Genomic DNA, 20294 nt, shown 5'->3' with positions numbered 1-20294 from the left:
CTGCAGGGTCCCCGCCGCGAGCTCGCGAGTGGGCGGGGGCCAGGGGTCCTTCCCCGACGGGTGGGGAGGACGGGGTCGTCCATCGAGTGGTGGGCGGCAGGGGGGTCCTTACCCGTGCACGAACCAGACGGTGCCCAGGGGCGGGACGGCGAGGGTCGCCGACCAGGGCTGGCCGTGCCAGGGCTGCTCGACCGCCTCGACGGAGCCGTGGTTGCCGACGCCCGAGCCACCGTAGCCCTCGGCGTCGGTGTTGAGCACCTCGCGCCAGGTGCCCGGCCGCGGCAGGCCGATGCGGTAGCCGTGGTGCGGGGCGCCCGAGAAGTTCGCGACGCAGGCCAGCACTTCGCCGCCGGCGCCGTCCGAGCCGTCCCCGGTGGCCTCCGGGCGGCCGTAGCGCAGGAAGGACAGCACGTTCCCCGAGGCGTCGTTGGCGTCGATCCACTGGAAACCGGCGGGGTCGACGTCCTGGGACCACAGCGCGGCGGTCTCCTTGTACCGGGCGTTGAGGTCGGTCACCAGCTGCAGGACGCCGCGGTGCGCCGGGTCGTCGAGGTGCCACCAGTCCAGCGAGCGGCTCTCGGCCCACTCGGCGTCCTGGGCGAACTCCGACCCCATGAACAGCAGCTGCTTGCCGGGGTGGGCCCACATGTAGGCGAGGTAGCCGCGCAGGTTGGCCAGCTGCTGCCACCGGTCACCGGGCATCTTCCGCAGCAGCGACCCCTTGCCGTAGACGACCTCGTCGTGGCTGATGGGCAGCACGTAGTTCTCGGAGTAGGCGTAGATCATCGAGAACGTCAGCTGGCCGTGGTGGTAGCCGCGGTACACCGGCTCCTTGGACATGTAGGCCAGCGAGTCGTGCATCCAGCCCATGTTCCACTTGAAGCCGAAGCCCAGGCCGCCGAGGTGGGTGGGCCGGGTGACGCCGGGCCAGGCGGTCGACTCCTCGGCGATGGTGACGACGCCGGGGACCTCGCGGTAGACGGTGGCGTTCATCTCCTGCAGGAACGCCATCGCCTCCAGGTTCTCCCGGCCGCCGTGCACGTTGGGCACCCAGTCGTCGCGGGAGTAGTCCAGGTAGAGCATCGAGGCAACCGCGTCGACCCGGATGCCGTCGACGTGGAACTCCTTGCACCAGAACAGCGCGTTGGCGACGAGGAAGTTGCGGACCTCGGAGCGGCCGAAGTCGAAGACGTAGGTGCCCCAGTCCAGCTGTTCGCCGCGGCGCGGGTCGCCGTGCTCGTACAGCGCGGTGCCGTCGAAGCGGGCCAGCGCCCAGTCGTCCTTGGGGAAGTGCGCGGGGACCCAGTCGACGAGAACGCCGATGCCGGCCTGGTGCGCGCGGTCGACCAGGTAACGGAAGTCGTCCGGGCTGCCGTACCGGGAGGTGGGCGCGTAGTAGGAGGTGACCTGGTAGCCCCAGGAGCCGCCGAAGGGGTGCTCGGCGACCGGCATGAACTCGATGTGGGTGAACCCGTGCTCGACGACGTAGTCGACCAGCTCGTCGGCCAGCTCGCGGTAGGACAGCCCCTGCCGCCAGGAGCCGATGTGCACCTCGTAGATGCTCATCGGGCGCTGGTGCCAGCCGCTCTGCGCGCGGTCGGTCAGCCACTGCTCGTCGCTCCACTCGTAGGCCGACTCGGTGACCACCGAGGCGTTGAGCGGCGGGACCTCGGTCTCGAAGGCCAGCGGGTCGGACTTGTGCCGCCAGACGCCGTCGCGGCCCAGCACCTGGTAGCGGTACCGCGTGCCGACCGGGACGCCGGGGATGAAGACCTCCCACACGCCCGAGGAGCCCAGCGACCGCATGGGGTAGGCCCGGGCCTCCCAGTAGTCGAAGTCGCCGGTCACCCGCACGCCCTGGGCGTTGGGCGCCCAGACCGCGAAGGAGACGCCCTCGACCAGCCCACGCGGGGTGTCGTAGCGCCGCACGTGCGAGCCGAGCACCTCCCACAGCTGCTCGTGCCGCCCCTCGCGGATGAGGTGCTGGTCCAGCTCGCCGACGGTCGGCAGCCAGCGGTAGGGGTCGTCGACGACGAAGGTGTTGGTGCCGCCCTCGCCGTCGCCGTAGGTCACCTCGACCCGGTAGTCGCCGGGCTGCCCGGGCAGGTGGGCCTCGTAGATGCCGCCGCCGTGCAGCTGCCGGGCGTCGTAGCGGGCGTCGTCCTCGTCGACGACGGTCACCGAGACCGCGTTCGGCCGCAGCGTGCGGACCACCCAGCCGTCGCGGGCCGGGTGCGCGCCGAGCACGCTGTGCGGGGCGTAGGACCAGCCGTCGACGACGGCGCGCAGCTGCTCCTCGCTCACCTCGGCGGGCGCCTCCTGCTGGGCGAGGCCCTCCTCGGCGGGGGCCTGCCCCTCGGGGACGGTCGCCGCCGCCACCTGCGGCCCGGTGCCGGCCGTGGCGCCCTCGGCGGGCCGGGTCTGCGACGGCTGGGTCTGCGACGGCTGGGTCCCGGCGGGCGGGGTGGCCGCGGCTGGGGTCGCCGCCGGACCCGCGCCGCCGTCCTCGTCCGGGGCCTGCGGGGTGCTCGGCTCCGCCGGGTCCGGGCTCGGCGGCTCCGGCTGGCCGGCCGGGGCGCCGCTCGGGCTGCCCGGTTCGGCGATCGGCGCCGGGGCGACCACGGGCGCGGCGGTGCCGCCCTGCTCGGCGACGACCTCGCCCTGGGGCGCGTCGGCCTGGGCCGCCCGCTTCCGCGGCGCACGCTTGGTCGCCTTCTTCGCCGGGGCCTCGCTCCCGGACGCCGCGGTGGCCTTCCTCGCGGTCGCTTTCTTCGCCGGGGCCTTCTTCGCCGTGGCCCGCTTGCGGGCCGGGGTGGCGTTGACGACCGGCTCCGCCTCGGCCGCCTCGGCCTCGGCGGTCATCTCCTCGACGGCCGCCTGCAGCTCCTCGCGGCTCGCGGGAGGCCGCCCGCCGGTCAGCGGGGAATCGGTGGTGCGGTCGGTCTCGTCCGGGGATGTCATCGCGTCGCCGTCCTCTTCGGTGCGGTGTTCAGGGTCGTGGCTCGCCGCGCTGGCCCGCGGCAGTGAGCCGGGACAGCGACTGCAGCGGGATCATCAGCCAGTGCGGGCGGTTGCGCGCCTCGTAGACGCACTCGTAGACGGCCTTGTCCGCCTCGAACGCACGCAACAACGGGCTGTTGCCGCAGGCGTCCATCCCGCTCGCGGCCGCGTAGCCCGCGCAGAACGCGCTCCGGTTGCGCTCTGCCCACTCCTGCGCGCGGTAAGCGCGCTGTTGATCACCCGGCTGCTCCACGAGCATGTGGCGGGCGGCGTAGTCGAAGCTCCGCAGCATCCCGGCCACGTCGCGCATCGGGCTGTCCAGCTCGCGGCGCGCGGCCAGCGGGCGGGCGGGCTCGCCCTCGAAGTCGAGCACGATCCACCCGGTGGCGGTGCGCAGCACCTGGCCCAGGTGCAGGTCCCCGTGCACCCGCTGGCGGACGACGGGCTCGGGGTTCTCCGCCACGGCCGCGTAGACCGCACGCAGCCCGTCGGCGTGGTCGGCCAGCTGCGGGACGACCTCGATCGCGGCGTCGAGCCGCTCGGTCATCTGCCGGGCGACGGTGGTGAACCAGTCGCGGTCGGCCTCCTCGGTCGGCAGCACCTGCGCCATGTCGGCGTGCACCGAGGCGGTGGCCGCGCCGAGCCGCTCGCTGTCAGCGGCGAAGTCCCCGCCCACCTCGTCGGCGTGCAGGTCGGCCTCGGCGTAGAGGTCGCGCACGCTCGCGGTGGCCAGCCGCCACCCGTCGCTGGCGTTGGGCACGAACCGCTGCAGCATGAGGACCGTCGCCGGCGGGGTGTCGGCGTCCCGGTCGTGGTCGATCTCGGCGTGGCCGAGCAGCGGCGCGATGTGCGGGTTGTCGGTCCGGCGCAGGGCGCTGTGGACCTCGACGTCCGGATTGAGGCCGGGCTCGAGCCGCCGGAACAGCTTGAGGATCGCCTCCTGCCCGTACACCAGCGAGGTGTTGCTCTGCTCGGTGGAGACGATGTCGCCGGGGAGCCCGGCCGGGATCTCGGCACCCTCGCCCGGCACGAACCGCATCGGGCCCACCGTGGCGCCCTCGGCGAGGTGGGTCAGCCAGCTGGCGGTGGCCTCGCGGTCGCGCATCGCGTCGTAGGCGTGGTTCTCGCCGTTCTCGTGCGCCACGGTGCCGACGAGCGCCGCGGCCAGCTCCTCCACGGCGCGGTCACGCCACGACAGCGGCACCAGGTAGGTCTCCGTCGCGCCGTCGGTGTAGGTCACCGTCACCCGGTGGATGGACAGGACGGGGTGCGAGCGGTCGAGGAAGAAGCTCTCCTCCTCCACGCCGGCCCACTCCCGGCCCTTGCCGCCGAACCAGCGCTGGGACGGCATCCACTCCCGGAACAGTCCGGTCAGGGCGTTCATCGGGCTCCTCCCGTGTCGGCCGTGTCGCCCGCAGGTGGTTCCTCGCCGGAGCCGACGAGGCCCGCCGCCAGCAGGGAGTCGGCCACCGCGGTGTCGTCGGTCTCGGTGGGCTCCTCCACCGGCTCGGCGGGCTTGGCCAGCTCGAACCAGTAGAAGCCGTGCCCGGACAGGGTGAGCATGTAGGGCAGGACCCCGATCTGCGGGAACTCCACCCGGCCGGTCAGCTCGATCGGGGTGTAGCCCTCGAAGCGGCGCAGGTCCAGCTCCACCGGCTGCGGGAACCGGGAGAGGTTGTTGACGCATAGCACCACGTCGTCGCCGAACTCGCGGACGAAGGAGAGCACCGTCGGGTTGCGGGAGCCGATCTCGGCGTAGCTGCCCCGGCCGAAGGTCGGGTGCTGCTTGCGCACGTGGATCATCTGCCGCAGCCAGTGCAGCATCGAGTTGGTGTTGCGCAGCTGCGACTCGACGTTGGTGACCTGGTAGCCGTAGACCGGGTCCTGGTTCAGCGGCAGGTACATCCGCTGCGGGTCGGCGGTGGAGAAGCCGCCGTTGCGGTCCGGCGTCCACTGCATCGGGGTGCGCACGCCGTCGCGGTCACCGAGCCAGATGTTGTCGCCCATGGCGATCTCGTCGCCGTAGTAGAGGACCGGCGAGCCGGGCAGCGACAGCAGCAGCGCGTTGAACAGCTCGAGGGTGTCCATGTCGTTGTCCAGCAGCGGCGCCAGCCGGCGGCGGATGCCGATGTTGGCCTTCATGCGGGGGTCCTTGGCGTACTCCGCCCACATGTAGTCGCGTTCCTCGTCGGTGACCATCTCCAGGGTCAGCTCGTCGTGGTTGCGCAGGAAGATGCCCCACTGGCAGTTGTCCGGGATCTCCGGGGTCTGCGCCATGATCTCCGAGATCGGGAACCGCTGCTCCCGCCGCACGCCCATGAACAGGCGCGGCATCACCGGGAAGTGGAAGGCCATCTGGCACTCGTCGCCGTCCTCGCCGAAGTACTCCACGACGTCGGCCGGCCACTGGTTGGCCTCGCACAGCAGGACCCGGTCGGGGTAGTCGGCCTCGACGACCTTGCGGACCTGCTTGAGGATCTCGTGGGTCCCCGGCAGGTTCTCGCAGTTGGTGCCCTCCTCCTCGATCAGGTAGGGCACGGCGTCCAGCCGGAAGCCGTCGATGCCCAGGTCCAGCCAGAACCGCAAGGCGTCCAGGATCGCCTCGATCACCCTCGGGTTCTCGAAGTTGAGGTCGGGCTGGTGGGAGAAGAACCGGTGCCAGAAGTACTGCTTGCGGACCGGGTCGAAGGTCCAGTTCGAGCTCTCGGTGTCGACGAAGATGATCCGCGCGTCGGCGTAGCCGGTGTCGTCGTCGCGCCACACGTAGAAGTCGCCGTACGGGCCCTCGGGGTCGCTGCGGCTGGCCTGGAACCAGGGGTGCTGGTCCGAGGTGTGGTTCATGACGAAGTCGATGATCACGCGGATGCCACGGGCGTGGGCCGCGCCGAGGAACTCCGTGAAGTCGTCGATGTCGCCGAACTCGGGCAGCACGGCGGTGTAGTCGCTGACGTCGTAACCGCCGTCGCGCAGCGGCGAGGCGAAGAACGGCGGCAGCCACAGGCAGTCGACGCCGAGCCACTGCAGGTAGTCCAGCTTGTCGATCATGCCGCGCAGGTCGCCGACGCCGTCGGCGTTGCTGTCGGCGAACCCGCGGACGAGCACCTCGTAGAAGACGGCGCGCTTGTACCACTCGGGGTCGGTGCCGGGTGCGGGCAGCGCCGACGCCGGCGCCTCGGGGCGGCTGACGGGGAGGTCGGGGACGGGAACGGTCATCGGGAGGATTGGCCCCTCGGTAGAAGGACCTCGTCCTCCTCACCCCTGGCAAGCTCGGGGTGAGCCTCTGGACGAGGCCGGTGGTGGCAGCGGTAGGGCAAGGGGGCCTCGTTCACGCCACCGGCGGCGGTACCTGGACGTGCCGGGGGTAGGTGATCGAGAAGACGTGCGCCGGCTCCCGGTAGGGGTCGAGCTCGACGTAGTTGAACTGGCCCCAGTCCCAGCTGTTGCCGGTCAGCTCGTCGGTCACGGTGAACCGCTCGTGCCAGTCCAGCCCGAGCGCCGGCAGGTCCAGGGACGTCGTCCCGATCTGGGTGTGGTGGCTGGAGAGGTTCACCACCACCAGGACGGCGTCCTGCGAGCCGGGGTCGGTCTTGGTGAAGCAGATCAGGTTCGGGTTGTCCACGGAGTGGAACCGCAGCGTGCGCAGCTGCTGCAGGGCCGGGTGGGCGCGGCGGATCTCGTTGAGCCGGCGGAGGTAGGGCGCGAGGCTGCGCCCGGAGGACTCCGCAGCGGCCCAGTCGCGCGGCCGCAGCTGGTACTTCTCGCTGTCGAGGTACTCCTCGCTGCCGGGGCGCACCGCGACGTGCTCGAAGAGCTCGAAGCCCGAGTAGACACCCCACGTCGGGCTCATCATGGCCGCCAGGACGGCGCGGACCTTGAACATCGGCGGGCCGCCGAGCTGCAGCGACGCGTGCAGGATGTCCGGGGTGTTCACGAAGAAGTTCGGCCGCATGTAGTGGCTGTTGACGGCCAGCTCGCGGCCGTACTCCTCGAGCTCCTCGCGCCCGGTGCGCCACGTGAAGTACGTGTAGGACTGCGTGTACCCGATGCGGGCCAGCTGGTGCATCATGGCCGGCCGGGTGAAGGCCTCGGCGAGGAAGAGCACGTCCGGGTCGGTCTCCTTGACCGTCCAGATGAGCCAGTGCCAGAAGTTCAGCGGCTTGGTGTGCGGGTTGTCGACGCGGAAGACCCGCACCCCGGCCTCCATCCACACCCGGAGAACCCGCAGGCACTCGGCGTAGATGCCCTCGGGGTCGTTGTCGAAGTTGACCGGGTAGATGTCCTGGTACTTCTTCGGCGGGTTCTCCGCGTAGGCGATCGTGCCGTCGGGCTTGGTGGTGAACCACTCCGGGTGCTCCTTCACCCAGGGGTGGTCGGGCGCGGCCTGCAGCGCGAAGTCCAGCGCCACCTCCATGCCCAGCTCGCGGGTGCGCTCGACGAAGGCCCGGAAGTCCTCCATCGTGCCCAGTTGCGGGTGGACGGCGTCGTGCCCGCCCTCGGCGCTGCCGATGGCCCACGGTGAGCCCGGGTCGTCCGGCCCGATCTCGAAGGGGTTGCCGCCCGGGAACTGCGAGGTGTTCGGGCCCTTGCGGTTGACCGTGCCGATCGGGTGGATCGGCGGCAGGTAGACCACGTCGAAGCCCATGTCGGCGATGGCGGGCAGCCGTTCGGCCGAGGTGGCGAACGTGCCGTGCGTGGGGCGGCCGTCGACGACCGGGCCGGTGGACCGGGGGAAGAACTCGTACCAGGAGCCGAACAGCGCGCGGGGCCGGTCGACCCAGACCTCGTACTCCGGCCCGGGGGTGACCAGCTCGCGCACTGGGTGGTCGTGCAGGTACCGCTGCACCGCCTCCGCCAGCGCCGGGGCGACCCGCGCGGCGAGCTCCCGGGAGGGATCGCGCAGCGCCGCGGCGGCCTCGGAGACGCGTTCCCGCCAGTCGGCGTCGGCCTCGGCGGCCACCCGGTCGAGCAGCCGGGCGCCCTCCTCCAGGTCGTTGGCCAGCTCCTCGGGCCCCTGACCGGCGGCGATCTTGACCTCGACGGCGTGGTGCCAGGTCGCGAGCGGGTCGCTCCAGGCCTCCACGCGGTAGGTCCACCGGCCCTCGCGGTCCGGGACGACGGTGGTCAGCCAGCGGTCGGGCTGGTCGCCGAAGCGCTCCATCCGGTGCCGGGACGGTGCCGCGCCGTCCCCAGCCGGTGGGGTCCAGACGACGTTCGCGGCGACGGCGTCGTGACCCTCGCGGAAGACGGTGGCGGTGATCGGGAGGTGCTCGCCGACCACGGCGCGCGCGGAGAACGCGCCGCAGGACACGACGGGGGCGACATCGGTGATGCCGAGACGGAGGTCAGCGCGGCCAGTCATCCCGGCCACGCTATCCAGGGCGCGCCGGGTGAGCACATCGGCCGCCGTGGCCTGGCGCTCGCGGTGCGGGACGGGTGGGACGGAGGGGTGACCGGGGCGTCGGCTGGCCATGGCTCATCCTCGCGCGTCGATCGCTGCGCCGCTCTGGCGGCCCCAGCGGCCGTCGTTAGTCTCGCTCCGTGCGCGCACTCCGTCGGTTCACCGTCCGGGCATCGCTCCCCGAGGAGCTGCTGCCGCTGTCCCAGCTGGTCATCAACCTCCGGTGGTCCTGGCACGCCGAGACCCGTGACCTCTTCGAGGCGCTCGACCCCGAGCTGTGGCGGACCTGCAACGGCGACCCGGTGCAGGTCCTCGGTGAGGTCTCGGCCGAGCGGCTGGCCACCCTCGCCAGGGACCGGCGGTTCGTGCGCCGGCTGCAGGACGCGGTCGACGACCTGCAGGAGTACCTGTCGGCGCCGCACTGGTACCAGTCGCTGGGGGAGGGCGCGCCGGCGACGGTCGCCTACTTCTCCGCTGAGTTCGGCATCACCGAGGTCCTGCCGCAGTACTCCGGTGGGCTGGGCATCCTCGCCGGCGACCACCTCAAGGCCGCCTCCGACCTCGGCGTCCCGCTGATCGGCGTGGGGCTGCTGTACCGGGCCGGTTACTTCGAGCAGGGCCTGTCGGCCGACGGCTGGCAACTGGAGCACTACCCGTCGCTGGACCCGCACGGCCTGCCGCTGAAGCTGCTGCGCCAGCCCGACGGCACCGCCGTCGTCATCAACGTCCCGCTGCCCGAGGGGCGCACGCTGTTCGCGCACGTGTGGCGGGCCCAGGTCGGCCGGGTGTCGCTGCTGCTGCTCGACAGCGACATCGAGGAGAACACGCCGGCCGAGCGCGGGGTCACCGACCGCCTCTACGGCGGCGACGAGGACCACCGGCTGCGCCAGGAGATGCTGCTCGGCATCGGCGGCGTGCGGGCGCTGCGCGCCTACTGCCAGCTCACCGGGACGCCGGCGCCGGAGGTCTACCACGCCAACGAGGGGCACGCGGGCTTCCTCGGCGTCGAGCGGATCCGCGAGCTCACCGAGTCGCACGGGCTGTCGTTCCCCGAGGCGCTGCAGGCGGTGCGCGCCGGCACGGTGTTCACCACCCACACGCCGGTGCCGGCCGGCATCGACCGCTTCCCGCGGGCGCTGATCGAGCGCTACTTCGCCGGCTTCGGCGTCCCCCTGGACCAGCTGATCCCGCTGGGCGCCGAGGAGGACCCGACGAAGTTCAACATGGCGCACATGGGCCTGCGGCTGGGCCAGCGCGCCAACGGCGTCAGCCGGCTGCACGGGCACGTCAGCCGGTCGATGTTCCGCGGCCTGTGGCCGGGCTTCGACGAGGGCGACGTGCCGATCAGCTCGATCACCAACGGCGTGCACGCGCCCACCTGGACCGCGCGCGAGCTGGTCGAGATGGGCTCCCAGGTCAGCAGCCAGGGCGACCCGGTCGACGTCGAGGGCCCGGTGCACTTCGACGGCGTGGACCGCATCTCCTCCGGCGAGCTGTGGAGCACCCGCCGGATGCTGCGCGGCCGGCTGGTCGAGGAGGTGCGCCGCCGGCTGCGGGACACGGCGCTCTCCCGCGGCGCCGCGGAGTCCGAGGTGGGGTGGACCGACAGCGCGTTCGACCCCGACGTCCTCACGATCGGCTTCGCCCGCCGGGTCCCCTCGTACAAGCGGCTGACCCTCATGCTGCGCGACCCCGAGCGGCTGCGGGCACTGCTGCTGGACCCCGAGCGCCCGGTGCAGCTGGTCATCGCCGGCAAGAGCCACCCGGCCGACGACGGCGGCAAGCAGCTGATCCAGCAGATGGTGAAGTTCGCCGACGATCCCGCGATCCGGCACCGCATCGCCTTCCTCCCCGGCTACGACATCGGCATGGCGCGCTACCTCTACTGGGGCTGCGACGTCTGGCTGAACAACCCGCTGCGCCCGCTGGAGGCGTGCGGCACCTCGGGCATGAAGGCCGCGCTCAACGGCGGGCTGAACCTCTCCATCCGCGACGGCTGGTGGGACGAGTGGTTCGACGGCCAGAACGGGTGGGCCATCCCCACCGCCGACGGGATCGCCGACCCCGAGCGCCGCGACGACATCGAGGCGCGGGCCATCTACGAGCTGCTCAGCAGCCAGGTGATCCCGCGCTTCTACGAGACCGATCGCGACGGCGTCCCCAGCCGGTGGGTCGAGATGGTGCGGCACACGCTGCGCGAGACCGGCCCCAAGGTGCAGGCGACCCGGATGGTGCGCGACTACGTGCAGCAGCTGTACGTGCCGGCGGTCGGCTCGTCCCGGGCCATGGCCGAGTCCGGGTACGGCGCGGCCCGGACCGAGGCGGGCTGGCGTGCCCGGCTGCTCGACCGCTGGAGCACCGTGCGGGTCGCGCACGTCGAGGCCACCGGCGCCGGCGACACCCCGGAGATCGGCTCGACGCTGGCACTGCGGGCGGAGGTGGAGCTGCCGGGGCTCACGCCGTCCGACGTCCAGGTGCAGGCCGCCTACGGGCGGGTCGACGACGCCGACGGCCTGCACGAGGTGACCACGCTGCCGATGACGCACGAGCACACCGACGGGTCGCGGCACTGGTTCACCGCCACGCTGCCGCTGGAGCGCACCGGTGCCTTCGGCTACACGGTGCGCGTGCTGCCGCACTCGGAGCACCTGGCGGACCCGGCCGAGCTGGGGGTCGTCGCGAGCGCCTGAACGGCCTCCCTGCAGGGGCCCGCTGCGAGCCTGCGAGCAGTGGGGGCAGGGGGTCCTCGCTCACGGGAGGCACACCCGCCACGCGGGTCGCACCGGTCTCCGGCCGGTGCGACCGGCTCGGCGTGGCGGGGAGGACGGATCACCCAGTCGGGTGAGTCGCCTCTACGCTGGATGCCATGCCCGACCGCTGTGAAGTCCTGCCAGGCGACTCCGTCGTCGCCCGACGTGGAGGCGGCCTGCTGTGGGTGGACGCCCCCGGCTCGCCGGCCCTGGTCGCCGCGCTGCACGCCTGCCTGGGGGTGTCCGGCCTCGGCGCGGAGCGCGTCCTGGCGGCGGTCGCCGGTCAGGTCTCCGTCCTCGGCGGTAGCTCGGCGTCCTTCGCGCTGGTCCTCGTCGACACCGCGGGCGGCTCGGGCAACGGCGTCGCGCTGTGGTGCGGCAAGGGCCAGCCGGCCGTGGACGGCGTCCCGGTGTCGGGCACGTCGGTCGACGGCTGCACCCTCGCCAGCGGCTTCCAGCTCGGGCAGACCCTCTACGTCGGCCCCGGCCAGCCGGTGCCCACCATGCCGCCGGGGGTCGCCTACGACCTGGTCGAGGGCACCGTCCCCGGCTCCGGGGCGATGCTGCAGCTCGCCGCGGTCGCGCACCCGTCGGCGGCTGCTGCCCCGCAGGCGGCACCGACGCAGGCGTCGTCGTTCACCGCCGGCTCCGACGCGGGCTTCGGCAGCGCCGGATCCTCCGGTTACGGCGCGACGGCCGCCCCCGCGCGCCAGCAGGACGACGAGGGCGAGGCGACCGCCTTCTGGAAGCCGGAGACCGCGCCCGCCCCGGTGCTGCGCTTCGACGACGGCCTGGTCGTGACCGTGGACGAGGACCTCGTGCTCGGCCGCCGGCCGGACAACCACGAGCTGGTCACCGCCGGCTCGGCGCGGCCGGTGCCGATCGCCGACACCCAGAACGTGCTCTCCTCGGCGCACGCCGCGATCCAGCGCAACGGCCGCGAGGTGTCGCTGGTCGACCTCGGATCGCTCAACGGCACGCACGTCGCCGGCCCCGAGGCCACCGAGTGGACCCAGCTCGAGCCCGGCGTGGCCCACCCGCTCGCCGACGGCGACCGGCTCCTGCTGGGCTGGACGGTCATCACCTTCGAGCAGCAACCCGACTGATCAAGGGCCCCTTGCTCCCCGCCACTCGCAGGCTCGCGGCGGGACCCTGCAAGGGGGCCACGAGAGCCCCGGTCCGTGCGGACCGGGGCTCTCGGCGTTCCAGCCGGACCGGGCCCACCGACTCGCGCTGATCCGCCTGCTCTCGCGCCGGTGCAGCGGCGCGGGAGCGGCAGTAACCGCGCGGGAGTCGCCCGGGCGGGGAGCCGGGGACGGCACCGGGACCGGGTGCCGTCGGCGGGACCGCGGGGTCAGGGCCGGCGGAGGACCCGGAGCAGCCAGACGCAGCGCGGCGGCACCTCGATCGGGCCGGGCGCGACCACGGTCGGACGCGGCGGCGCGCCCGTCGCCCACTCGGTCGAGACGACGAACTCGTAGCCGTCGGCCCACGGGGCGCCGGGCAGGTGCACGGTCACCGGCTCCGCGCCGGCGTGCAGCTGCACGAGGTAGGAGTCGTCCTGCACCGGCCGGCCACGCTGGTCCCGGTGCCGGATGCCGCGGCCGTCGAGGTACATCCCGATCGTCTGCAGCCCGGTGTCGAACCAGTCGGCGGTGTCCAGCTGCGCACCACCCGGGGCGAACCAGGCCAGGTCGCGCGTGCCGCCGGTGCCGGGGAGCTCGTGACCCTCGAAGAACGCCTCCTGCCGCAGCACGGGGGACCCCCGGCGCAGCCGCACCAGGCGGCTGACGAAGGCGCGCAGGTCCTCGTCGACGTCGGTCCAGTCGAGCCAGGAGATCTCGTTGTCCTGGCAGTAGGCGTTGTTGTTGCCGCCCTGCGTCCGGCCGAGCTCGTCGCCGGCGGTCAGCATCGGGACCCCGGTCGACAGCAGCAGCGTGGCGAGGATGTTGCGCACCTGCCGCGCCCGCAGCGCGGTGACCTGCGGGTCGTCGCTCGGGCCCTCGACGCCGCAGTTCCAGTTCCGGTTGTGGCTCTCGCCGTCCCGGTTGTCCTCGCCGTTGGCCTCGTTGAGCTTGTGCTCGTAGGTGACCAGGTCGGCGAGGGTGAAGCCGTCGTGTGCGGTGACGAAGTTGACGCTGGCGAAGGGACGCCGGCCGTCGGAGCGGTAGAGGTCCGAGGAGCCGGTCAGCCGGTAGGCCAGGTCGCGCACCCCCACGCGGGCGCCGGACCACACGTCGCGCACGGTGTCGCGGTACTGCCCGTTCCACTCGGTCCACAGCGGCGGGAAGTTGCCGACCTGGTAACCGCCGGGGCCGACGTCCCAGGGCTCGGCGATGAGCTTGACCTGGCTGACCACCGGGTCCTGGTGGACGACGTCGAAGAACGCCGAGAGCCGGTCGACGTCGTGGAAGGAGCGGGCCAGCGCGCTGGCGAGGTCGAAGCGGAACCCGTCGACGTGCATCTCGGTGACCCAGTAGCGCAGCGAGTCCATGAGCAGCGCCAGCACCTGGGGACGGCGGACGTCGAGGGTGTTCCCGCAGCCGGTGTAGTCCTGGTAGCGCGACGGGTTGCCCTCGCGCAGCCGGTAGTAGCCACCGTTGTCGATGCCCTTGAACGACAGGGTCGGGCCGGTGTGGTCCCCCTCGGCGGTGTGGTTGTAGACGACGTCGAGGACGACCTCGATGCCGGCGGCGTGCAGCGACTTGACCATCGCCTTGAACTCGGTGACCTGCTGCCCCCCCGTGCCCGACGAGCTGTAGGCCGCGTGCGGGGCGAAGTAGCCCAGCGTGTTGTAGCCCCAGTAGTTGCTCAGGCCGCGGCGCAGCAGGTGCGGCTCGCTGACGAAGTGGTGCACCGGCAGCACCTCGACGGCGGTCACGCCGAGGGACTGCAGGTGCTCGATGAACGCGGGGTGGGCCAGGCCCGCGTAGGTGCCGCGCAGGGCCGGCGGGACGTCGGGGTGGCGGACCGTGGCGCCCTTGACGTGCACCTCGTAGATGACGGTGTCCGACCACGGGGTGCCGGGGGAGCGGTCGCCGTCCCACGGGAAGGCGTCGCGCACGACCACCCCGCGTGGCACGTACGGCGCGGAGTCGCGCGGGTCGGGCCCCTCGCCGCCCTCGTACCGGAAGCCGAACAGCGCCGGGTCCAGGGTCTGCGCACCGTCGACCGCGCGGGCGTAGGGGTCCAGCAGCAGCTTGGCGGGGTTGTACCGCTGCCCCCAGCTCGGGTCCCACCCGCCGTGCACCCGGTAGCCGTAGCGCTGGCCGGGACCCACGCCGGGCAGCCGGCCGTGCCACACCTGGTGGGTGTTCTCCTGCAGCCGGAGACGGTGCTCGGTGCCGTCGTCGTCGAACAGGCACAGGTCCACCGCGTGCGCCCCGGCCGACCACAGCGCGAAATCGGTCCCGGTGCCGTCCCAGTGGGCTCCCAGGGGGGCGGGGGAACCGGGCCACACCTCGTACTCGTCCGGGCTGCTGCGCACGGCAGCGATCCTGACAGCACCGGCCGACCCGGGGTCGCAGCGGCGCGGGTGCGGTGCGGGTTGGTTGGATGGGGGGCGTGTCGAGCGATCCGGTCGTCGAGATGCAGGGTGTGGACGTCGTCCGGGGGCAGACCCACCTGCTGCGCGGGGTCGACTGGACGGTCGAGGCCGACCAGCGCTGGGTGGTCCTCGGGCCCAACGGTGCGGGCAAGACGACGCTGCTGCAGCTGGCCGCCGCGCAGATGCACCCCACCCGCGGCGTGGTCACGCTGCTGGGGGAGACCCTCGGCGCGGTCGACGTCTTCGAGCTGCGGCCGCGGATCGGGCTGACCAGCGCCGCGCTGGCCCAGCGCATCGAGCCCGGCGAGCGCACCGGCGACGTCGTCCTCTCCGCCGGGTACGCCGTGCTCGGCCGCTGGCGGGAGCGCTACGACGTCCACGACCTCACCCGCGCGGCGATGCTCATGCAGCAGTGGGGCGTGACCCCGATGGCGCACCGCCCGTTCGGCACGCTCAGCGAGGGCGAGCGCAAGCGGGTGCAGATCGCCCGCGCGCTCATGCCCGACCCGGAGCTGCTGCTGCTCGACGAGCCGGGCGCGGGCCTGGACCTCGGCGGCCGCGAGGACCTGGTCACCCGGCTGACCGACCTGGCCCGCCACCTGCACGCCCCGGCCCAGGTGCTGGTGACCCACCACGTCGAGGAGATCCCGCCGGGCTACACCCACGCGCTGCTGCTGCGCAGCGGGCAGGTCGTGGCGGCCGGGCCGATGGACCAGGTGGTCACCCAGGAGGCGCTGTCGGAGACCTTCGGGCTGGCGCTGCAGGTGCAGCGCTCCGACGGGCGCTGGACCGCCCGCCGGGCCGCCTGACAGAGGTGGGAGGACCCCCCGGAGGACCCCCTGCCCCCCGCCACTCGGTGAAGGACCCCGTCCTCCCCACCCTTCGCAGGCTCAGGGCGGGACCCGGGACGGGGCCGGGGGCCCTGCAGGGGGCCACCTCGCGAGCTCGGAGCGGGGCCGCGCCGGTCCGCCCGCGCCGCCGCCCGTCGGCGTCCGCGGTCGTGGCCGGCGGCGCGCTGGTCCTCGGGGTCGTCGTCCAGCTGCTGCCGCTGGTGCTGTTCCCCACGGTGCTCAGCCAGGACGGCCCGGCACACGTGGCCGGCGCCTGGGTCCTGCTCCACTCCGGGGACGACGACGCCACCGGCGCGCTGCTGCGCGCGCACTACCGCAGCGACCTGACACCGGTGCCCAACATGCTGGCCACGCTGCTGCTGACCGCCCTGCTGCCCCTGGCCGGCCCCGACGGCGCGGAGGCGCTGCTGGTCGCCGGACTCGTCGTCGGCCTGGTCGCCGCGCTGGCCTGCGCGGCGAGCGCCCTGGACCGGCGCGCCTGGTGGCTCGCCGCGGCCGCGCTGCCCCTCGCCGGCAGCCACCTGGTGGCCTACGGCTTCTACAACTTCGTGCTCGGGGTGGTCGGGGCGTTGCTGGTCCTCGCGGTGGCGCTGCGCCGCCGCGACGGGTGGCGGGTCCCCGGGGCGGCGGGCCTGGCCGCCCTCCTCGTGCTGACCTGGAGCGCGCACCTGCTGCCCTGGGTGTTCGCGGCGGGCAGCGTGCTGGTGCTGGCCGGGGTCCGCACCGTCGGCGCCGCCCGCGACGGCCGGCCGGTCCCCGCCGCCGTCCGGCAGCACGCCGTCCCGGTGCTGCTCGCCGTCCTGCCCTCGGGAGCGCTGACCACCCGCTACCTCGCCACGGGGGAGGGGCCACCGGCCCAGGGGGAGGTCGCACCCTCGGCGGCACGGCTCGGGGAGCTGCTCACCGGACTGCGGCCGTTCGTCACCGGCTGGGGGGACGAGCGCCTGCCGGCACTGGCCACCGTCGCCGTGCTGGCCGTCCTCGGCGCCCTCGCGCTGCGGCGGGTGCGCCCGGACGCTCCCGGACTGCGGGCCGAGCGGGTCGCGCTCGGGCTGCTGCTGGCCGGCGTCACGGCGGCCTACTGGCTCACGCCCGATCGGCTGGGCGAGGACTTCGGCTTCCTCGCCGCCCGGCTGGCCTGGTTCCCGCCGCTGCTGCTGGTGCTGTGGGCGGCCACGCGACCGCCGGCGCCGCGGGTCGGCGCCGCCGCGGCCGTGCTCCTGGTGGCCGCGGCCTCGGCCGCCGCGCTGGGCCGGCTGCCCGCGCAGACCGCCGCGGCCGACGAGGTCCGCGAGCTGCTGGCGCTGGCCGAGCAGATCCCGCCCGGCTCCACCGTCGCCGTCCTGCAGTACGACCGGTCGGTCGTCTGGCCCGGCGCGGGATCGCCGGACCCGCTGCGCCACGAGTCCAGCCGACTGGCGGTCCGCGCTGGGGGCGTCGACGTCGGCCACTACGAGGCGGTGCACGACTACTTCCAGGTGCGGTTCGACGGGCCGCCGTACCTGCGCCAGCGGCTGGACGCCGATCCGGAGCTGCACGGACTGGAGCGCATCCCGCCGGTGGTCGACCTCCCCGCCGTCCGCGGCGACCTCGACGCGGTCGTGGTACTGGGCCTGGACCGGGCCGGCAAGGACGTGCGGCGGGCCGGGAGCACCCGCGCGGTCACCGCAGAGCTCCGGACCCACTACGCACAGGTGGCGACTTCGCCGTCCGGCCTGGCGGTGCTGTGGCGCGCCGACCCGCCGTCCGGTCACACTGCGGCCGGTGGCAGCGCGGCCGCCCCCCAGGGGAGACCCACAGGTTCCGGTTCCGGACCATCGGGGTAGAGCCGGTTCCGCCACGGCCGAGACGACGGCGTGGCGACCAGGTCCCGGGACGCCGGGAGAGTTGCGGAGGACGCGTGCGCAGGCCACAGCCGGGAACCGGCTCTCCCGCCGACGTCGGACCCAGGGGATCCGCCGTCCCCGGGGTGCTCGGAGAGGACGTCCGCGTCCCGGTCGCCGGGGCCGGCACCGTCGTCGGCGCGACCGGGTCCGCCGGGTGGCCGCTCGACCGTCGTACGCGTGTCGCCTAGGCCCGGCGGCACGCAGGCCGCTCCTCCCATCGCCCTCCAGCGCCCGGCGCCGGCGCGACAGGTCCGCCGGTCGGCAGCCTGGCCCCGTCTCGGGGAGCGCCCGGGCCAGCCGTGGCCGGTCGCCGTGCTCGCCGTCGTCCTCGGCGGCCTCGTCACCGCCGGGGTCGTCGCCCGCTTCGTCGCGCCCCCCGAGCTGTGGCTCGACGAGGCGCAGAGCGTCGCGATCGCCCGGCTGCCGCTGCCGGAGCTCTTCGCCGCGCTGGAGCAGGACGGCTCGCCGCCGCTGTACTACCTGCTGCTGCACGCCTGGATCGCGGTGTTCGGGGACAGCGCCACCGCGGTGCGCGCCCTGTCGGCGGGGATGAGCGTCCTGACGCTGCCGCTGGCCTGGCACGTCGCCCGCCGGCTGGCCGGGCGCCGCGTCGCGGTCGCCCTGGTCGTCCTGCTCGCCACCTCGCCGTTCCTGATCCGCTACGCCAGCGAGACACGCATGTACACGCTGCTGGTGCTGCTGGTCGTGCTCGGCGTGGGCGCGGCCGCCGCGGTGGTGCGCCGTCCCGGTCCGGGGCCTGTCCTCCGCCTCGGTGTGGTCGTCGGCGCCCTGCTGCTCACGCACGTGTGGGCCTTCCACGTCGTCGCGGTCACCGGGCTGCTCGCGCTCGCGACGCTGCCGGTCCGCCGCGGCCCGGCGCTGCGCCTGCTCGCCGGGCTGGCCGTGGGCGGGCTGCTGTTCACCCCCTGGGTGCTCTCGCTGCTGATCCAGCTGGCCCACACCGGGACGCCGTGGGCCGCACCGCCCGCTTTCGCCGTGCTGCCCCTGGCACTGGAGGCCTGGCAGGGCGGGTCCCAGGTGCGCGCGCACGTCCTCGGGACGGCGCTGCTGCTGCTGGCCGCCCTGGGTCTGCTCGCCGCGGCCGCCGCCCGGCGACCCGGCGAGCGCACGGTGCTCCTGGCGCTGCGGCCGCGGCCCTCGCGTGCGGTCCTGTTGGCGCTGTCGCTGGGCACCCTGCTGGTGGCCGGCGCGGTGAGCGGGCTGACGGGCACCGCGGTCGCCGACCGCTACACCAGCGTCGCCGTGTTCGGGTTCCTCGCGCTGGCCGCCCTGGGCGTGGCAGCCCTGCCCGGGACCGGCGTGCGCGCCACCGGGCTCGTCGTCGTCGCCGGGCTCGGGCTGGTCACCGCACTGCCGCAGCTGGCCGATCCGCGCACCCAGGCGGGGGAGGTGGCCCAGGCGCTCGACGACGCCAGCCCCGGCGACGTCGTCGTCTTCTGCCCCGACCAGCTCGGGCCCTCGGTGTCCCGGCTGATCCCGCCGGAGGCCGGGCTGGAGCTGGTCGTCTACCCGGACCTGCGCCCGGCCGACCGGGTCGACTGGACCGACTACGAGGCCCGCATGACGAGCACACCGTCGGCCGTCGTCGCCGCCGACGTGCTGCAGCGCGCCGGCGCCGGATCGGCCGTCTGGGTCGTGACCGGGCCTGGATACCGCGTGCCCTCGGCGCAGCGCTGCGGCAGCCTCGTCGACGGTCTGGAGGCCGCCCGCGGGCCGGCCGAGCTCGTCGTCACGCCCGAGCGCCGCATCTTCGAGGACAGCCGGCTGCAGTACCTGCCGCCGGTCGCCTGAGAGCGGACCCCTGCCCCCCACCATGGGAGGACCCCGTTCCCCTCACGCCGCACAGGCTCGGCGCGAGCCTCCGAACGTGGCCGGCGGGGGGCCCTGCAGAGGGGCCCTGCAGAGGGGCCCTTCCCGTACGTCACCGGGCCGCCCGGCGGGGGGACGGCGGCGGGCCGCTGGCTAGGGTGCGGACGACGACGTCGCCCACCGCCAGGAGGTCCCCGTGGCAGAGCCGGAGTTCGTGACGCTGCAGGTCGAGGACGGGGTGGGGACCATCCGCCTGGACCGGCCCAAGATGAACGCGATCAACGAGCAGCTGCACATGGAGGTCCGCGCCGCGGCCCTGGAGGCCGGGAAGCGCGAGGACGTGCGGACCGTCGTGGTCTACGGCGGCCAGCGGGTGTTCGCCGCCGGCGCCGACATCAAGGCGATGTCCCAGCTCGACGGCCGCAGCATGGTCGCCTGGGGCCGCGAGCTCACCGACTCGTTCACCGCCGTCCAGGAGATCCCCAAGCCGGTGATCGCCGCGATCACCGGCTACGCGCTCGGCGGCGGCTACGAGCTGGCCCTGTGCGCCGACTTCCGGGTCATGGGTGCCGGCGCGAAGATCGGCCAGCCCGAGATCCTCCTCGGCGTCATCCCCGGCGCGGGCGGTACCCAGCGGCTGGCCCGGCTGGTCGGCCCGGCCAAGGCGAAGGACCTGGTCTTCACCGGCCGGCACGTCGGGGCGGAGGAGGCGATGGAGATCGGGCTGGCCGACGCCGTCGTCCCCGACGCCGAGGTGTACGAGACGGCGGTGGCCATGGCGCGCAAGTTCGCCGCCGGGCCGCCGCTGGCGCTCGCCGCTGCCAAGAAGGCGATCGACGAGGGCCTGGACCGGCCGCTGCGCGAGGGACTGGTCCTGGAGAGCCGGCTGTTCGCCGAGCTGTTCGACACCGAGGACCAGGCGACCGGCATGCGCTCGTTCCTCGAGAACGGTCCCGGCAAGGCGACCTTCACCGGGCGCTGAGCCATCCCCGGGCCGAGGTGACCCAGCTCACCCAGGCCCCCGGCAGCAGG

The 20294-nt window shown here is 73.9% G+C and carries 11 protein-coding genes; 6 read left to right on the top strand and 5 right to left on the bottom strand.

Features of this window, described 5'->3' with window-relative positions:
• Window positions 1–108: 108 nt before the first annotated feature.
• The 4 genes from glgB to BUB17_RS13625 all read right to left on the bottom strand — a co-directional run bounded on the left by glgB (window position 109) and on the right by BUB17_RS13625 (window position 8359).
• Complete coding sequence (gene glgB, locus BUB17_RS13640) at window positions 109–2961, bottom strand: 1,4-alpha-glucan branching protein GlgB (protein ID WP_072918795.1); 2853 nt, start codon at window positions 2959–2961, stop codon at window positions 109–111.
• 28 nt (window positions 2962–2989) lie between these two features.
• On the bottom strand, window positions 2990–4384 hold the full coding sequence (locus tag BUB17_RS13635; protein WP_072918793.1) for a maltokinase N-terminal cap-like domain-containing protein: 1395 nt from the start codon (window positions 4382–4384) through the stop codon (window positions 2990–2992).
• Window positions 4381–6213: a maltose alpha-D-glucosyltransferase gene (gene treS / locus BUB17_RS13630; RefSeq protein ID WP_072918790.1), complete on the bottom strand. Its 1833-nt coding sequence runs from the start codon at window positions 6211–6213 to the stop codon at window positions 4381–4383. The genes BUB17_RS13635 and treS overlap by 4 nt, the downstream gene beginning before the upstream one ends.
• A 112-nt stretch (window positions 6214–6325) precedes the next feature.
• A complete protein-coding gene (locus BUB17_RS13625; protein WP_072918937.1) occupies window positions 6326–8359 on the bottom strand; it encodes an alpha-1,4-glucan--maltose-1-phosphate maltosyltransferase in 2034 nt (677 codons plus the stop codon).
• Window positions 8360–8538: 179 nt separating this feature from the next.
• Between BUB17_RS13625 and glgP the strand changes: the two genes are divergently transcribed.
• Both glgP and BUB17_RS13615 read left to right on the top strand, forming a co-directional pair.
• Window positions 8539–11088 carry an alpha-glucan family phosphorylase gene (gene glgP / locus BUB17_RS13620; RefSeq protein WP_072918788.1) on the top strand — a complete coding sequence of 850 codons (2550 nt, stop codon included), beginning with the start codon at window positions 8539–8541 and terminating at the stop codon, window positions 11086–11088.
• Between the two features lie 176 nt (window positions 11089–11264).
• Window positions 11265–12254 carry an FHA domain-containing protein gene (locus tag BUB17_RS13615; protein WP_072918787.1) on the top strand — a complete coding sequence of 330 codons (990 nt, stop codon included), beginning with the start codon at window positions 11265–11267 and terminating at the stop codon, window positions 12252–12254.
• Window positions 12255–12502: 248 nt separating this feature from the next.
• Here the strand turns inward: BUB17_RS13615 and glgX are convergent, their stop codons facing one another.
• Window positions 12503–14635, bottom strand: coding sequence for a glycogen debranching protein GlgX (gene glgX / locus BUB17_RS13610; RefSeq protein ID WP_072918785.1), 2133 nt, complete (start codon window positions 14633–14635; stop codon window positions 12503–12505).
• A gap of 68 nt (window positions 14636–14703) precedes the next feature.
• On the opposite strand from glgX, the gene BUB17_RS13605 reads away from it, so the two are divergent.
• The 4 genes from BUB17_RS13605 to BUB17_RS13590 all read left to right on the top strand — a co-directional run bounded on the left by BUB17_RS13605 (window position 14704) and on the right by BUB17_RS13590 (window position 20244).
• Window positions 14704–15504 carry an ABC transporter ATP-binding protein gene (locus BUB17_RS13605; protein ID WP_072918783.1) on the top strand — a complete coding sequence of 267 codons (801 nt, stop codon included), beginning with the start codon at window positions 14704–14706 and terminating at the stop codon, window positions 15502–15504.
• Between the two features lie 191 nt (window positions 15505–15695).
• Window positions 15696–17372 (top strand): hypothetical protein, encoded by a 1677-nt coding sequence (locus tag BUB17_RS13600; RefSeq protein ID WP_072918781.1) that lies wholly within the window; start codon window positions 15696–15698, stop codon window positions 17370–17372.
• 237 nt (window positions 17373–17609) lie between these two features.
• Window positions 17610–19244 carry a glycosyltransferase family 39 protein gene (locus BUB17_RS13595; protein ID WP_175561363.1) on the top strand — a complete coding sequence of 545 codons (1635 nt, stop codon included), beginning with the start codon at window positions 17610–17612 and terminating at the stop codon, window positions 19242–19244.
• 214 nt (window positions 19245–19458) lie between these two features.
• Entirely contained in the window at window positions 19459–20244 is a 786-nt protein-coding gene (locus tag BUB17_RS13590) for an enoyl-CoA hydratase/isomerase family protein (protein ID WP_072918780.1), read from the top strand.
• Window positions 20245–20294: the final 50 nt, after the last annotated feature.

Source organism: Geodermatophilus obscurus (assembly GCF_900143215.1).
Taxonomy (GTDB): Bacteria; Actinomycetota; Actinomycetes; order Mycobacteriales; family Geodermatophilaceae; genus Geodermatophilus; species Geodermatophilus obscurus_A.
The sequence above is the reverse complement of the archived record's forward strand: the minus strand, read 5'-3'. Positions and strand labels throughout refer to the sequence as shown.

Excerpts from the sequence above, each read along its gene's own strand:
- BUB17_RS13625 (WP_072918937.1), bottom strand. The coding sequence starts at position 8,359 with ATGACTGGCCGCGCTGACCTCCGTCTCGGCATCACCGATGTCGCCCCC.
- treS (WP_072918790.1), bottom strand. The coding sequence starts at position 6,213 with ATGACCGTTCCCGTCCCCGACCTCCCCGTCAGCCGCCCCGAGGCGCCG.
- BUB17_RS13635 (WP_072918793.1), bottom strand. The coding sequence starts at position 4,384 with ATGAACGCCCTGACCGGACTGTTCCGGGAGTGGATGCCGTCCCAGCGC.
- glgB (WP_072918795.1), bottom strand. The coding sequence starts at position 2,961 with ATGACATCCCCGGACGAGACCGACCGCACCACCGATTCCCCGCTGACC.
- BUB17_RS13615 (WP_072918787.1), top strand. The coding sequence starts at position 11,265 with ATGCCCGACCGCTGTGAAGTCCTGCCAGGCGACTCCGTCGTCGCCCGA.
- BUB17_RS13605 (WP_072918783.1), top strand. The coding sequence starts at position 14,704 with ATGGGGGGCGTGTCGAGCGATCCGGTCGTCGAGATGCAGGGTGTGGAC.